This is a genomic window from Pseudomonas sp. BR20, assembly GCF_050780135.1.
GTDB lineage: Bacteria > Pseudomonadota > Gammaproteobacteria > Pseudomonadales > Pseudomonadaceae > Aquipseudomonas.
On sequence record NZ_CP172012.1, the window covers coordinates 1,505,435 to 1,518,647 of the forward strand.

Annotated in this window: 13 protein-coding genes; 6 read left to right on the forward strand and 7 right to left on the reverse strand. The window is 58.9% G+C overall.

Annotated features, from left to right (window positions below):
• The first annotated feature begins 8 nt into the window (after positions 1 to 8).
• The gene (locus tag ACHPFG_RS06725) at positions 9 to 641 is read left to right on the forward strand and encodes a response regulator transcription factor (protein WP_027604587.1); all 633 of its coding nucleotides are present in this window, start codon (positions 9 to 11) and stop codon (positions 639 to 641) included.
• A gap of 84 nt (positions 642 to 725) precedes the next feature.
• On the opposite strand, the gene ACHPFG_RS06730 is transcribed toward ACHPFG_RS06725, so the two are convergent.
• From ACHPFG_RS06730 to metG, 4 genes are all read right to left on the reverse strand, one after another.
• Positions 726 to 908: a PA3496 family putative envelope integrity protein gene (locus ACHPFG_RS06730; RefSeq protein ID WP_431701899.1), complete on the reverse strand. Its 183-nt coding sequence runs from the start codon at positions 906 to 908 to the stop codon at positions 726 to 728.
• Positions 909 to 1,015: 107 nt separating this feature from the next.
• Positions 1,016 to 1,654: an endonuclease III gene (gene nth / locus ACHPFG_RS06735; RefSeq protein ID WP_131697371.1), complete on the reverse strand. Its 639-nt coding sequence runs from the start codon at positions 1,652 to 1,654 to the stop codon at positions 1,016 to 1,018.
• A 138-nt stretch (positions 1,655 to 1,792) separates the two neighbouring features.
• Positions 1,793 to 2,755, reverse strand: a complete 963-nt coding sequence (rsxB, locus tag ACHPFG_RS06740) for an electron transport complex subunit RsxB (RefSeq protein WP_431701900.1) — start codon at positions 2,753 to 2,755, stop codon at positions 1,793 to 1,795.
• Positions 2,756 to 2,869: 114 nt separating this feature from the next.
• Positions 2,870 to 4,921 carry a methionine--tRNA ligase gene (gene metG, locus ACHPFG_RS06745; RefSeq protein WP_431701901.1) on the reverse strand — a complete coding sequence of 684 codons (2,052 nt, stop codon included), beginning with the start codon at positions 4,919 to 4,921 and terminating at the stop codon, positions 2,870 to 2,872.
• Positions 4,922 to 5,093: 172 nt separating this feature from the next.
• On the opposite strand from metG, the gene apbC reads away from it, so the two are divergent.
• On the forward strand, positions 5,094 to 6,188 hold the full coding sequence (apbC, locus tag ACHPFG_RS06750; protein ID WP_431701902.1) for an iron-sulfur cluster carrier protein ApbC: 1,095 nt from the start codon (positions 5,094 to 5,096) through the stop codon (positions 6,186 to 6,188).
• A 497-nt stretch (positions 6,189 to 6,685) separates the two neighbouring features.
• Here apbC and fdxA read toward each other — a convergent pair whose 3' ends face one another.
• The 3 genes from fdxA to ACHPFG_RS06765 form a co-directional block, all read right to left on the reverse strand.
• The gene (gene fdxA / locus ACHPFG_RS06755; protein ID WP_053137462.1) at positions 6,686 to 7,009 is read right to left on the reverse strand and encodes a ferredoxin FdxA; all 324 of its coding nucleotides are present in this window, start codon (positions 7,007 to 7,009) and stop codon (positions 6,686 to 6,688) included.
• A gap of 142 nt (positions 7,010 to 7,151) precedes the next feature.
• The gene (gene mutS / locus ACHPFG_RS06760) at positions 7,152 to 9,743 is read right to left on the reverse strand and encodes a DNA mismatch repair protein MutS (RefSeq protein ID WP_431701903.1); all 2,592 of its coding nucleotides are present in this window, start codon (positions 9,741 to 9,743) and stop codon (positions 7,152 to 7,154) included.
• Between the two features lie 233 nt (positions 9,744 to 9,976).
• Entirely contained in the window at positions 9,977 to 10,198 is a 222-nt protein-coding gene (locus tag ACHPFG_RS06765) for a hypothetical protein (RefSeq protein WP_145335648.1), read from the reverse strand.
• A 175-nt stretch (positions 10,199 to 10,373) separates the two neighbouring features.
• Here ACHPFG_RS06765 and ACHPFG_RS06770 point away from each other — a divergent pair, with 175 nt between their 5' ends.
• The 4 genes from ACHPFG_RS06770 to ACHPFG_RS06785 all read left to right on the forward strand — a co-directional run bounded on the left by ACHPFG_RS06770 (position 10,374) and on the right by ACHPFG_RS06785 (position 13,210).
• On the forward strand, positions 10,374 to 11,117 hold the full coding sequence (locus tag ACHPFG_RS06770) for a LexA family transcriptional regulator (protein WP_178116720.1): 744 nt from the start codon (positions 10,374 to 10,376) through the stop codon (positions 11,115 to 11,117).
• Between the two features lie 597 nt (positions 11,118 to 11,714).
• Positions 11,715 to 12,059 (forward strand): phage holin family protein, encoded by a 345-nt coding sequence (locus tag ACHPFG_RS06775; protein ID WP_131697366.1) that lies wholly within the window; start codon positions 11,715 to 11,717, stop codon positions 12,057 to 12,059.
• A gap of 20 nt (positions 12,060 to 12,079) precedes the next feature.
• Complete coding sequence (locus tag ACHPFG_RS06780) at positions 12,080 to 12,595, forward strand: hypothetical protein (protein ID WP_431701904.1); 516 nt, start codon at positions 12,080 to 12,082, stop codon at positions 12,593 to 12,595.
• 3 nt (positions 12,596 to 12,598) lie between these two features.
• Positions 12,599 to 13,210, forward strand: coding sequence for a phage baseplate assembly protein V (locus ACHPFG_RS06785; protein WP_431701905.1), 612 nt, complete (start codon positions 12,599 to 12,601; stop codon positions 13,208 to 13,210).
• Positions 13,211 to 13,213 lie beyond the last annotated feature (3 nt).

Consider the following 13,213-nt stretch of genomic DNA (forward strand, 5'->3'; position numbering starts at 1 on the left):
ACTTTCTTATGAATAAAGTGCTGATCGTGGATGATCATCCCGTCATTCGTCTTGCTGTGCGTATGCTAATGGAACGTCATGGTTATGAGGTCGTTGCCGAGACCAATAACGGTGTCGATGCGTTGCAACTTGCGCGGGAGCATATGCCGGACATTGTCATACTGGATATTGGGATTCCCAAACTCGATGGCCTGGAAGTTATTTGCCGGCTTTCGTCTACCAAACAGGCTGTACCGTTCAAGGTCCTGGTGCTCACCTCCCAGGCCCCAGGTCACTTTTCCATGCGTTGTATGCAGGCGGGCGCTGCTGGCTATGTGTGCAAGCAACAGGACCTGACCGAGTTGCTGAGTGCGATCAAGGCGGTTTTGTCGGGCTATAGCTATTTTCCAAACCAGGCACTCAACTCGGTACGCTCCACCATGGGCAATGCCAGTGAGGCCGATATGGTCGAGCGTCTGTCGGGCCGGGAGATGATGGTGTTGCAGCAATTGGCTCGGGGCAGAACCAACAAGGAGATTGCCGACGGTATGTTTCTCAGCAACAAGACCGTCAGCACCTACAAGACTCGTCTGCTGCTCAAGCTCAATGCCCGCTCTCTCGTGGACCTGATCGAGTTGGCCCAGCGTAACGGCTTGGTATAGGTGAGGGCACAGCACTGCACACAGGCCGCGTAACCGGCAGAAAAAAGCCTCCGTCAGGGAGGCTTCCGGCCGTCGACCGCTTGATTAGAGGTCGAAGTCGTAGTCGGCCAGTTGTTTTTGCAAGCGTCGTTCTTCCAGAAGGTTGTCGATAGTACGGCGTTTGCTCAGATTGGTCTTGGCGACCTCTGCCACAGGTGCCTCTGCGCCATCGTCCTCCGACTCAACGAGGTCGTTTTCTACATCCAACTGTTCTTTGTCAGTGCTCATAACGTTAACTCCGGAGTAAGACTGCCGTTGGCGCTCCTTATAACGATAATCCATGAATGGGTAAAAAAGATTTTTTCAATCGGCTGATCGAGAAAACCAATGAACCCTCAATCGTCGGATGTCTTGTCCTTATATTCGCAAAGGTCTTCGATGCGACAGCTGCCGCAGCGCGGCTTGCGGGCCTGGCAAACATAGCGCCCGTGCAGGATCAGCCAGTGGTGAGAGTCGAGCAGGTATGGCTTGGGCACGAACTTCATCAGCTGCTTTTCCACTTCGACCACGTTCTTGCCACGGGCTATGCCGGTTCGGTTACTGACCCGAAAAATGTGGGTATCCACGGCCATGGTCAATTGCCGGAATGCGGTGTTGAGCACCACGTTGGCGGTTTTGCGGCCCACCCCCGGCAGGGCTTCCAGCGCTTCGCGGGTTTGTGGCACTTCGCTGTCATGCCGTTCTATCAGCAAGCGGCAGGTCTCGATGACATTCTTGGCCTTACTGTTGTACAGGCCGATGGTCTTGATGTACTCCGATAACCCATCCACACCCAAGGCATAAATCGCCTCTGGCGTGTTTGCCACGGGGTAAAGCTTGGCCGTGGCCTTGTTGACGCCGACGTCTGTGGATTGGGCCGACAGGATCACTGCAATCAATAACTCGAACGGCGAGGAGTAGGCCAGTTCGGTCTTGGGCTCCGGATTGTCTTCGTGAAGCCTGCGGAAAATTTCCAGGCGTTTTGCGGCGTTCATGGGGTTGAGGCTTCCTTTCGGGCGGTCAGCGTAGTTTCGAATAATGGGGCCAGGCCTGGGAGCCTGCGAGCGGGATCAACCCGACGGATATCAATGTGGTGTCGGCGATGGACCGTAACAACCCCCAGGATTATTCGGTCATGCACCATGGGCGTCTACTTGGCGCTGCGCGTCATCGAGCTTGTGTTGCGCGTCGGCCAATTGTTGCGGATCAGCCTGTTGATCCAGGGCTTTCTTCAACTCGGCTCGGCGCATCGCCAGTTGGATTTTGGCGCGCTTGAGGTCGGGGTTTTTGACGGCAGGCAGCGGTGTCGCGGGTGTGTGAGGCTGGTCCAAGGCTGCCAATACCTGCTCCGCTGCCTCGAACTGCTGTTGCAGGGCGATCAGCTGGGATTGCTGGTCAAAGGTCGGCGGGTGCCCAAAAGCCTTCAAGGATTTGTGCAATTGCGCGCGGCTCATGGCCACATTGATCTTGGCTTTTTTTACCGCCGCATCCTGGGTGGCCCGCACTGCGTCAAGTGGCAAGGGGGGCACTGGCGCTGAGCGCTGGGCTCGCGCCAAACGTTGGGCAATCCTGTGTTCTTCTTCCCGTCGCAGGCGCGCATGGCGTTGTTCAAAGCGTTGCCGGGCACGGTCGCGCTTGAAGCCTCGTTCACGGCGCTCGTTTTCGTTCGCTGCCAGGCCGCCAACGATCGGCAGCCCTGTGGCCAGTGGGCGCATCTCAATGCAGTCGACAGGGCAGGGCGCGACACACAGGTCGCAACCGGTGCACTCATCAATGATAACGGTGTGCATCAACTTGGCGGCGCCGACAATCGCGTCCACCGGGCAGGCCTGGATGCATTTGGTGCAGCCGATGCATTCGGCCTCGCGGATGTAGGCGACCTGGGCCGGCGCTTCCCCGCGGCTGGTGTCCAGTTCCAGAACCGGCACACGCAGCAATAGCGCAAGGCCAGCGATGGTCTCCTGTCCCCCGGGCGGACACTTGTTGATCGCCTCGCCGCGCGCGATACCTTCGGCGTAAGGCTTGCATCCCGGGTGCCCGCACTTGCCGCATTGTGTCTGCGGCAGCAGCGCGTCGATACGTTGAATCAGATTCATGGAGTGATCATTGGCGTGCCGGTTGAACAAACAGGGTCTGATTATCCGGCAAGCGAGAAAGGGGGACTAGCTGAAAAGCCCCGTCGCAGAAACGACAGGGCTGTTTTGCAGGGCTTACTTGATACGTTGACCCGGCTTGGCGCCACTGTCCGGGCTCAGCAGGTAGATCTCTTCGCCGCCAGGGCCTGCCGCCATCACCATGCCTTCGGAGATGCCGAATTTCATTTTCCGCGGCTTGAGGTTGGCAATCATCATGGTCAGGCGACCATCGAGCTTGGACGGGTCCGGATAAGCGCTCTTGATCCCGGAGAACACGTTGCGTTGTTCGTCACCAATATCCAGTGTGAGGCGCAGCAGCTTGTCCGCACCTTCCACGGCTTCGGCCTTGATGATCAGCGCCACACGCAGGTCCACGGCAGCAAAGGCGTCAAAGTCGATTTCCGGAGAAAGCGGGTCCTTGGCCAGCTCGCCGTTACCGGCCGGTTTCGATTCGCCGGTATCGGTCTGGCTGGCGGCCAGGTCTTCTTTCGATGCGTCGGTCATGGCCTGGACCTTGACTGGGTCGATACGGGTCATCAAAGGCTTGAATTCGTTCAACTGGTGGTTGCTGAGCCAGGTGGCGTGGTCGTTCCAGGTCAGCGGCGCGACATTGAGGAACGCCTCGGCGTCCGCGGCCAGCAACGGCAGCACCGGCTTGAGGAAGATCACCAACTGGCGGAACAGGTTGACGCCGGTGGCGCAGATCGCCTGGACCTCAGCCTGCTTGCCTTCCTGCTTGTTCAGCGACCAGGGGGCCTTGTCGGCAATCCAGGCGTTGGCGCGGTCAGCCAGGCCCATGATCTCGCGCATGGCGCGGGCGAAGTCGCGGGCTTCATAGGCGTCCGCGATGCTTGGCGCGGCAGCCAGGAACGCGTCGGTCAGTTCCGGCGCGGCATTCTCGGCCACCAGCAGGCCCGCGTTGCCCTTGTGAATAAACCCGGCGCAACGGCTGGCGATGTTGACCACCTTGCCGACCAGGTCCGAATTGACCTTTTGTACGAAGTCTTCCAGGTTCAGGTCGAGGTCGTCCACACCACGGCCCAGCTTGGAGGCGTAGTAGTAGCGCAGGTATTCCGGCGACAGGTGATCCAGATAAGTGCGTGCCTTGATAAAGGTGCCACGGGACTTGGACATCTTCTGGCCGTTGACCGTCAGGTAGCCATGTACGGCGATGCCGGTGGGCTTGCGGTAGCCCGAACCTTCGAGCATGGCTGGCCAGAACAGGGCGTGGAAATTGACGATGTCCTTGCCGATGAAGTGGTACAGCTCGGCGGTGGAGTCCTTGCTCCAGAACGCGTCGAAGTCCAGTTCCGGCGTGCGGTCGCAGAGGTTCTTGAAGCTGGCCATGTAGCCGATCGGCGCGTCCAGCCACACATAGAAGTATTTGCCGGGCTCGCCAGGGATCTCGAAGCCGAAGTACGGCGCATCGCGGGAGATGTCCCACTGCTGCAGGCCTGCGTCCAGCCATTCGGCAATCTTGTTCGCCACGGCGTCCTGCAGGGTGCCGCTGCGGGTCCAGGTTTGCAGCATCTGCTGGAAATCCGGGAGCTTGAAGAAGAAGTGCTGGGAATCCTTGAGCACCGGTGTGGCGCCGGAGATCGCCGACTTAGGATCCTTCAGGTCGGTGGGGGCATAGGTGGCACCGCACTTCTCGCAGTTGTCGCCGTACTGGTCTTCGGTGCCGCATTTCGGGCAGGTGCCCTTGATGAAACGGTCGGCCAGGAACATTTTCTTTTCCGGGTCGAAATACTGCGTGATCGAGCGCGTGGCAATGTGCCCGGCGTCTTTCAACCGCAGGTAGATCTGGCTCGACAGCTCACGGTTTTCTTCGGAATGGGTCGAATGGAAATTGTCGAAATCCACCAGGAACTCGGCAAAGTCGGCGCTGTGTTCAGCCTGCACATTGGCGATCAGTTGTTCCGGGGTGATCCCTTCCTTTTCGGCGCGCAGCATGATGGCCGAACCGTGGGCGTCGTCTGCGCAGACATAGATGCATTGATTGCCGCGATGCTTCTGGAAGCGCACCCACATATCGGTCTGGATGTACTCAAGCATATGGCCAAGATGGATGGAACCATTGGCATAGGGCAGGGCGCTGGTGACGAGGATCTTGCGTGGCTCGGACATGGGGCTCGGCTACTTGATGAAACGGAGGTCGGCCACTATAAAGCGCCGGGAAATTTATTTCACCCCGTGGCGCTGTTTCAGAATCTTCTGCATCTGCGAAAGCGTGCCGTAACGCCGCTGGAACGGTTAGGATAGCCGCCTGTTTCAGTCAGTCTTTTTTCGGGAGTAGCCCATGAGCGCCGTCAATCGCGCAGCGGTGGAAGCCGTTCTTCGCCAGTACACCGACCCCTATTTGAACCAGGACCCGGTCAGCGCCGGTTGTGTACGCGCCATCGAAATCCAGGGCGATCAGGTCTCGGTTCAACTGGAACTGGGTTATGCCGCCGGCCTGTTCAAGAGCGGTTGGGCGCAGATGCTGCAAATCGCCATCGAGGGTCTCGACGGTGTGCGTTCGGCCAAAGTCGACATCCAGTGCGTGATTGCCGCGCACAAGGCCCAGGCGCAGATCCCGGGCCTGGCCAATGTCAAGAACGTGGTGGCAGTCGCTTCCGGCAAGGGCGGCGTGGGCAAATCCACCACGGCGGCCAACCTGGCCCTGGCCCTGGCCCGTGAAGGCGCGCGCGTGGGGATTCTCGACGCCGACATCTACGGCCCAAGCCAAGGCGTGATGTTCGGCATCGCCGAAGGCACGCGACCTAAGGTCAAGGACCAGAAGTGGTTCGTGCCGATCGAATCCATGGGCGTGGAAGTCATGTCCATGGCGTTCCTTACAGATGACAACACGCCTATGGTGTGGCGTGGACCGATGGTCTCCGGCGCCCTGCTGCAATTGGTTACCCAGACCGCCTGGGGCGACCTGGATTACCTGGTGATCGACATGCCGCCAGGCACCGGCGATATCCAGCTGACCCTGGCGCAGAAAGTCCCGGTGGCCGGCTCGGTGATCGTGACCACGCCCCAGGATCTGGCGCTGCTGGACGCCAGGAAAGGCGTGGAGATGTTCCGCAAGGTCAACATCCCGGTGCTGGGTGTCGTGGAGAACATGGCGGTGCATATCTGCTCCAACTGCGGTCACGCCGAGCACCTGTTCGGCGAGGGCGGTGGCGAGAAGCTGGCGACCCAGTACGGCGTTGAACTGCTGGCCTCGTTGCCATTGTCGATGGGCATTCGTGAACAGGCCGACGGCGGCAAACCCACTGTAGCGGCAGAGCCCGAGGGTCAGATCGCCCTGATCTACCAGGAGCTGGCTCGTCATGTGGGCGCGCGGATCGTCCTGCAGGAAGCGGCCGCCCCGGCAATGCCGACGATTACGGTCAGCGACGACTGAACTCGCTGAAGGACAAGAAGCCTCGACGTTGTCGGGGCTTTTTCTTGCCTGGAGATCGGTCAACGGGGTTCCCTTGCGCTTTTACGCAATTGCTCGTGTAAGCATTCACTTACTTTCTCGTAAGTGTTTAGTTTTTTTGCAGGGGGTGTGCGTCTCGAATCTTTGAGAGATTTTTCTAACTGTTTGAAATATAACAATTAATTATATTTGTCTGTACGCTGAATCCTGTCGGTGCCCGGGTTGGATCCCGTTGAACTTCCCTGGGAACTCTCTAACATCAGCCCTGTGTCCACGGATTGACACAGCCATCAAGGAACGATGGTTGAAGGAACGTCGCAGGATGCGATTCATCAGGATGATGAAAAGGAACACAGGGACTAGGGAAAAAATGTGGGCGGGTCATACCGCCCCTTTTTTTTGCCTGTAGAAAAGTGAACGCCTGCCCCTGAATGCAAAAAAAGGCCCGCAAGGGGCCTTTTTGGGAGGGCAGCAGCGCGTTAGCGCTCAAGGTCTTTGATTTTGCCTTTCTTGCCATCCCACTCTTCCGCGTCTGGAAGCGGTTCTTTCTTCTCAGTGATATTCGGCCAGATTTCCGCCAGCTCGACGTTCAACTGAATAAATTCCTGCATATCCGCCGGGACTTCGTCCTCGGAGAAAATAGCGACGGCCGGGCATTCAGGCTCACACAGGGCGCAGTCAATGCACTCGTCCGGGTGGATAACCAGGAAATTCGGCCCTTCGTAGAAGCAGTCCACCGGACACACTTCTACGCAGTCGGTGTACTTGCACTTGATGCAGTTGTCGGTGACGACGAAGGTCATTTCTAATTCTCTCCTCAGGCGGCGGCAGCGAAACCCTTTGTGGTAGGGCTCGCGAGGTTCGGGAGCGATAGTCTGCAGGCCAGGCTAAAAGCCAGCAGCATCCCAAACCGCGCGAGAGTCTATCAGCTTGTAAGCGTCAGCGTTATATCCGAGTCTTCAGTGCATATAACATTTCTAACGCTTTTCGCGGCGTCAAGTCGTCCAGGTCAATCTTTGCCAACTCATCCAGCACCGGGTGCGGCAGGCTGGCGAACATATCGCTCTGGTGCGGCGCGGCGGGTTTGCGGCTCGTCTTGGCTGGGCTGGCAACTACGGTTTCATGGGGCAGGGCCGTGGTTTCCAGGCGGCTGAGGTGCTCGCGGGCACGGGTGATCACGTCGTTCGGCACGCCGGCCAATTGCGCCACGGCCAGGCCGTAACTCTGGCTGGCGGGCCCGGGCAGCACGTGATGCAGGAACACGATGCGTTCGTTGTGCTCGGTGGCATTGAGATGCACATTGGCCACCAACGGCTCGCTTTCCGGCAGCACGGTCAGTTCGAAGTAGTGGGTGGCGAACAACGTATAGGCACGCAGGTGCGCCAGCCGTTCGGCCGCAGCCCAAGCCAGGGACAGGCCGTCGAAGGTGCTGGTGCCGCGTCCCACTTCGTCCATCAGCACCAGGCTGCGTTCGGTAGCGTTGTGCAGGATGTTGGCGGTTTCGCTCATTTCCACCATAAAGGTCGAACGGCCACCGGCCAGGTCATCGCTGGAGCCGATCCGGGTGAAGATGCGGTCCACCAGGGACAGCTCGCAACTGGCTGCCGGTACAAAACTGCCGATATGCGCCAGCAGTACGATCAACGCGGTTTGACGCATGTAGGTGGATTTACCGCCCATGTTCGGACCGGTGATCACCAACATGCGGGTATCGTCATCCAGCGACAGGTCGTTGGCGACGAACGGCGTGGTCAGCACCTGCTCCACCACCGGGTGACGCCCCTGCACGATGCGCATGCACGGCTCGCTGACAAAGCGCGGGCAGTTCAGATCGAGGTTCAGCGCCCGTTCGGCGAGGTTGCTCAGCACATCCAGTTCCGCCAGGGCCGCAGCGGTGTCCTGCAGCGGCGCGAGTTGGCTGATCAAGTCCTCGAGCAAGGCCTCGTAGAGCATCTTTTCCCGGGCCAGGGCACGGCTCTTGGCCGACAGCGCCTTGTCTTCGAACTCTTTCAGTTCGGGCGTGATGAAACGCTCGGCACCTTTGAGTGTCTGGCGGCGTTGATAGTCGATCGGCGCCGACTCGGCCTGCTTGCTCGGCAGCTCGATAAAATAGCCATGCACGCGGTTGTAGCCCACCTTCAGGTTGGCCAGGCCGGTGCGGGCTTTTTCGCGGGCTTCCAGATCGATCAGGAACTGCCCGGCGTTTTCGCTCAGGGACTGCAGTTCGTCCAGTTCGCTGTCGTAGCCGGTCTTGAGTACACCACCGTCACGGATGATCGCCGGCGGGTTGTCGATGATGGCCTTTTCCAACAGCGCTGCCAGTTCCGGGTAGGTACCAGCCGTTACAGCGAGCTGTTGCAGGTGAGGGGTATCCAGCTCGGTCATTGCCACTTGCAGTTGTGGCAGGGCGCTGAGGGCATCGCGCAGACGCGCCAGGTCGCGGGGCCGCGCATTGCGCAGGCCGATCCGTGCCAGGATGCGCTCGATGTCGCCGATCTCCTTCAACTGCGGTTGCAGCTTTTCAAAGCGATAGCCGTCCAGCAGACAGGTAATAGATGTCTGACGCGCTTGCAGTACCGTCAAATCCCGCAGTGGACGGTTCAGCCAGCGGGTCAGCAAGCGGCTGCCCATGGCCGTCTGGCAACGGTCGACCACCGATTGCAACGTGTTATCGCGCCCGCCGGCCAGGTTAGTGTCCAGTTCCAGGTTGCGACGGCTCGCGCCATCGAGCACCACGGTGTCGTCCAGGCGCTCATGGCGCAGGCTGCGCAAATGCGGCAGGGCGGTGCGTTGGGTTTCCTTGGCGTAGCTGAGCAGGCAGCCGGCAGCGCCGATGGCCAGGGTCAGGGTTTCGCAGCCGAAGCCCTTCAGGTCTTGTACCGAGAACTGCTGGCACAGGCTTTTCAGCGCCGAATCACGCTCGAAATCCCACGGCGCACGACGCTTGGTCCCACGACGTTTTTCCGCTGGCAGATCCTTCGGCCAATCATCCGGGATCAACAACTCCACCGGGTTGATGCGCTCCAGCTCCGCCAGCAGGTTCTCCCAGCCCTTGATCTCCAACACGCTGAAATTGCCGCTGGTGATGTCCAGTACCGAAAGCCCGAACAAGCGCTCATCGCCCAGCACCGCGGCGATCAGGTTATCGCGACGCTCATCCAGCAGCGCCTCATCACTCACCGTCCCCGGCGTAATAATGCGCACCACCTGACGTTCCACCGGGCCCTTGCTGGTGGCCGGATCGCCGATCTGCTCACAGATCACCACCGACTCGCCCAGCTTCACCAGCTTGACCAGGTAGCCTTCCAACGAATGGTAGGGAATTCCGCACATCGGAATCGACTGCCCCGCCGACTGCCCGCGCGCGGTCAGGGTGATGTCCAGCAACTTGGCCGCCTTCTTCGCGTCTTCATAGAAGATCTCGTAGAAGTCGCCCATGCGATAGAACATCAACTGATCAGGGTGCTGGTTTTTCAGGCGCCAGTACTGCTGCATCATCGGGGTGTGGGAGGACAGATCGGACGTGTTTTTACTCATTGGATAATAGGCAAATTCGTTGAAAGGAGTGGGGCAAAGGTGGGGCGCTCGGCCCTGCTGATTTTGCAATGGCCGCAAGGTTAACACGCGAGGTCGGCCCTTCGCAGGTCGCAAGCGGATAGGTAAAACGCAAAGGGGGTGGTGCATTAATTTAAATGCGCAAGGCTTCGTTGCAGGGGCCGAGCAGCCTTACTTGATGGGGGCGGCTTTAACGTTGTACTACAGCGCCTGACTCATGCGTTCGCCCCATAAAAATGGTTCAGCGCTGTCAATTCAATCACTGCGACGAAAACGCATAGCACAATAAATCCCGGGCTGAAGACGCGCTTGCGATTGGATGAGCCCCCGTCGCCCAGCGAGCTAAGATCTGAGCCATCGGAAATTATCATGAAGAGTGCCAGCAGAGCATAGATCCATGCCTTGCCCCAGAAGCTCTGATTTCGCCATTGGGTCATTCTTGGTTTTCCGAATACCGCTTCAAATGGGCTAAAGGGGCTCTTGGCCCGGCATGTTTTGTGATGGCGGCAAGGTTAGCACGCAAGGTTGAAGGCGACGCAGGCATGGCAAATGCATTATTAATGCATGGATTATGCAAATTAGCATTTGCCAACCCCGAAAACTCCCTTCACTATCCCCGCTATGCAAAAACGCAACGTTTCTATCGTCTTGAGAGAGCTGCTGGACCGCGACCGGATCTCCCCTACGGAGCTTCACCGGCGTACTGGCGTGCCTCAATCCACGTTGTCCCGGATCCTCAGCGGCAAGATCGTTGATCCGTCGGATAAACACATCTCGCGCATCGCCGAGTACTTCCGCGTCAGCACCGACCAACTGCGCGGGCGCGCAGCAGTGGGGGCTTTGCGCGATGACGGGCGCGACCCGATGCATTCGGAACTCAAGGATATAAGCCTGTGGGACGACGACACTCCCGTTAATGATGACGAGGTGTCGATCCCCTTTCTGCGCGAGGTTGAATTGGCTGCTGGATCAGGAAGATTCGTCATCGAGGAAAGCGAGAAGGCCAGCCTGCGTTTTGGAAAGCGCAGCCTGCGGCATAACGGTGTGCAGTTCGACCAGGCCAAGTGTGTGACGGTGCGCGGCAACAGTATGTTGCCGGTACTGCGCGACGGCGCGACGGTCGGCGTGAATGCTGGCAAAAGTGGCATCGGCGACATCGTCGATGGCGACTTGTATGCCATCAATCACAACGGCCAGTTGCGAGTGAAACAGCTCTATCGCCTGCCTTCCGGGATTCGCCTGCGTAGTTTCAATCGCGATGAACACCCGGATGAGGACTACAGCTTCCAGGATATTCAGGATGAGCAGATCAGCATCCTTGGCCATGTGTTCTGGTGGGGGATGTACGCCCGTTAACCTTCTTGTGTAAGAGAAAGCCCGCCATCGAGCGGGCTTTTTTTCGTCTGTAGAAAATCGTCAAACCCTTTACCCGTAAGGTCGGAAATGCATCCATGCATGAGTATGTCGAAAATAAATGCATTTGTGCATTGACTGTATATGCATGCATGCATATTCTTCATCTCAAGCCAGCCAACAAGGCCTGGTGGAGGCGGCAAGGATGCTGCCAAGGAAGACAAGGAAGGCACGCAACATCGGCAAGGACGCCATCAGAGCGATGGCAGGGATGCCAGGCAACACCGGCAAGGATGCCGACGCTCTTTAGTTTCACAGCTTTGCAAGAACAGGCAGCGATGAACCGGCCTTAACGGTTCAGAGGGTTGGCAACTGACCCGGGTGCGCAGCGTAAAGCACCAGAAGCAGTTATCCGGCAGACAGGGATCGTGGTCGGAAAAACATTGAGGAAAGATCCGTACCGCGCCAGTAGCGCCGAAAGATCGAAGCTGGACCGCATTACTGAAAAGCCCGGGCAACCGGGCTTTTTGGAATGCCTACCGATAAATGGATTTACCAAAAGCCGGTCTTTGCCGGCATAGCTCAGCCAGGAGGCGTGACATGACAAACGAGCAGCAAGCGTTAGCGGAAATGCCTATCTGGCTGGTGATCGCACTGGCCCTGATCGGCGGCGTATCCGGCGAAATGTGGCGCGCCGACAAGGAGGGCGCCCGCGGTTGGTCGCTGGTCCGGCGCCTGGCCCTACGGTCCGGGGCATGCATGGTCTGCGGGGTTTCGGCATTGATGCTGTGCTACGCCGCCGGCATGTCGATCTGGACCGCCGGCGCCATTGGCTGCCTGACCGCCATGGCCGGCGCAGACGTCGCCATCGGCCTTTATGAACGCTGGGCGGCCAAGCGCATCGGGGTCAACGAAGCGCCGACGTCCCGACCGGATCAGCAGTAACTGCTGCAAGGAGGCAACTGATGACACATATCGAAAAACCATCCCAACTGCCTGTAGCGATTGAGGACGCGCTGAAGCGTGCCTTCCCACAATTACAGGTAGGCAACCACCAGGACTTTGCCCGTGCCGGGGATCACACCGGCGTGCTGATCAGCGTGGAGCGTAACGGTCCCGGGGTTCGTTCTCCTGAAGGGCGCAAGGCGCATGTTTTGTCGGTTTCACTCAGGACGATGGTCGCCAGCGGCGCGGCACCTTTTGACGCGTGCGACCTAGCCAGCCAATTGATGGACCTGGCCCTGGATAACCGCTGGGGCCTGCCGCCGGATCAGTGCGATTTACCCACGTCCATCGTTGCGGCGCCTTCCGGATTTTCCAGCGCCGAAACGGACTACGACACCTGGACAGTTTCCTTCACCCAAACCCTCTATCTCGGTCCGTTGTTGCTCGACGATCCCACAGGCACACCGCTGTTTGCCCGCACTTGGGAAGTCTCGGATATCGACGATCCGGATCAATATCGGCCCCTGCAGGAGTAGTCCATGTTCGACGCATTGTTACGCATGCAACTGGGGCCGATTGTCGAGCGTCTGGCGGAAATGGAGGCCCAGCTCGAAGACCTGTATCGACGCGCGGAAAGTTTCTGTCGCATTGGCGTGTGCCAGGAGGTCGACCCTGCCAGCAATACCTGCAAGGTCAGCCATGGTGAGTTACTTACCCCGGCGATTCGATTCTTCAACCCCAGTGCGGGTGCGCAGACCGAAACCCGTATTCCATCGGTGGGCGAACAATGCCTGCTGTTCAACTACGGCGGTGGGGAAGGGGGCACGCAGTCTGTGGCGTTGTTCGGGCTGAACAGTAGTCTGTTTCCACCCGTGTCCAGCGTGGCCTCGCTGACCCGACGGCGCCATCAGGATGGCACCCAAAGCGACTACGACGACGCCAGCCACACTTTCAACTGGATCAACGGCCCAACCACATTCAGCGGTTCTCGCGAACAGGTCGACATCAAGGTCGGCGCTGCCAGCCTGGCCATGACCGCCCGGAGCATCACCCTGCAATTCGGCGCTACCAGCCTCTCGCTGGATACCGCCGGCGTGCATTTGAGCGGCCCGGTGGTGGATCACCAGGGGCGCGTGATCAGCAGCGCATAAGGA

Excerpts from the sequence above, each read along its gene's own strand:
- ACHPFG_RS06725 (WP_027604587.1), top strand. The coding sequence starts at position 9 with ATGAATAAAGTGCTGATCGTGGATGATCATCCCGTCATTCGTCTTGCT.
- ACHPFG_RS06730 (WP_431701899.1), bottom strand. The coding sequence starts at position 908 with ATGAGCACTGACAAAGAACAGTTGGATGTAGAAAACGACCTCGTTGAG.
- nth (WP_131697371.1), bottom strand. The coding sequence starts at position 1,654 with ATGAACGCCGCAAAACGCCTGGAAATTTTCCGCAGGCTTCACGAAGAC.
- rsxB (WP_431701900.1), bottom strand. The coding sequence starts at position 2,755 with ATGAATCTGATTCAACGTATCGACGCGCTGCTGCCGCAGACACAATGC.
- metG (WP_431701901.1), bottom strand. The coding sequence starts at position 4,921 with ATGTCCGAGCCACGCAAGATCCTCGTCACCAGCGCCCTGCCCTATGCC.
- apbC (WP_431701902.1), top strand. The coding sequence starts at position 5,094 with ATGAGCGCCGTCAATCGCGCAGCGGTGGAAGCCGTTCTTCGCCAGTAC.
- fdxA (WP_053137462.1), bottom strand. The coding sequence starts at position 7,009 with ATGACCTTCGTCGTCACCGACAACTGCATCAAGTGCAAGTACACCGAC.
- mutS (WP_431701903.1), bottom strand. The coding sequence starts at position 9,743 with ATGAGTAAAAACACGTCCGATCTGTCCTCCCACACCCCGATGATGCAG.
- ACHPFG_RS06765 (WP_145335648.1), bottom strand. The coding sequence starts at position 10,198 with ATGACCCAATGGCGAAATCAGAGCTTCTGGGGCAAGGCATGGATCTAT.
- ACHPFG_RS06775 (WP_131697366.1), top strand. The coding sequence starts at position 11,715 with ATGACAAACGAGCAGCAAGCGTTAGCGGAAATGCCTATCTGGCTGGTG.
- ACHPFG_RS06780 (WP_431701904.1), top strand. The coding sequence starts at position 12,080 with ATGACACATATCGAAAAACCATCCCAACTGCCTGTAGCGATTGAGGAC.
- ACHPFG_RS06785 (WP_431701905.1), top strand. The coding sequence starts at position 12,599 with ATGTTCGACGCATTGTTACGCATGCAACTGGGGCCGATTGTCGAGCGT.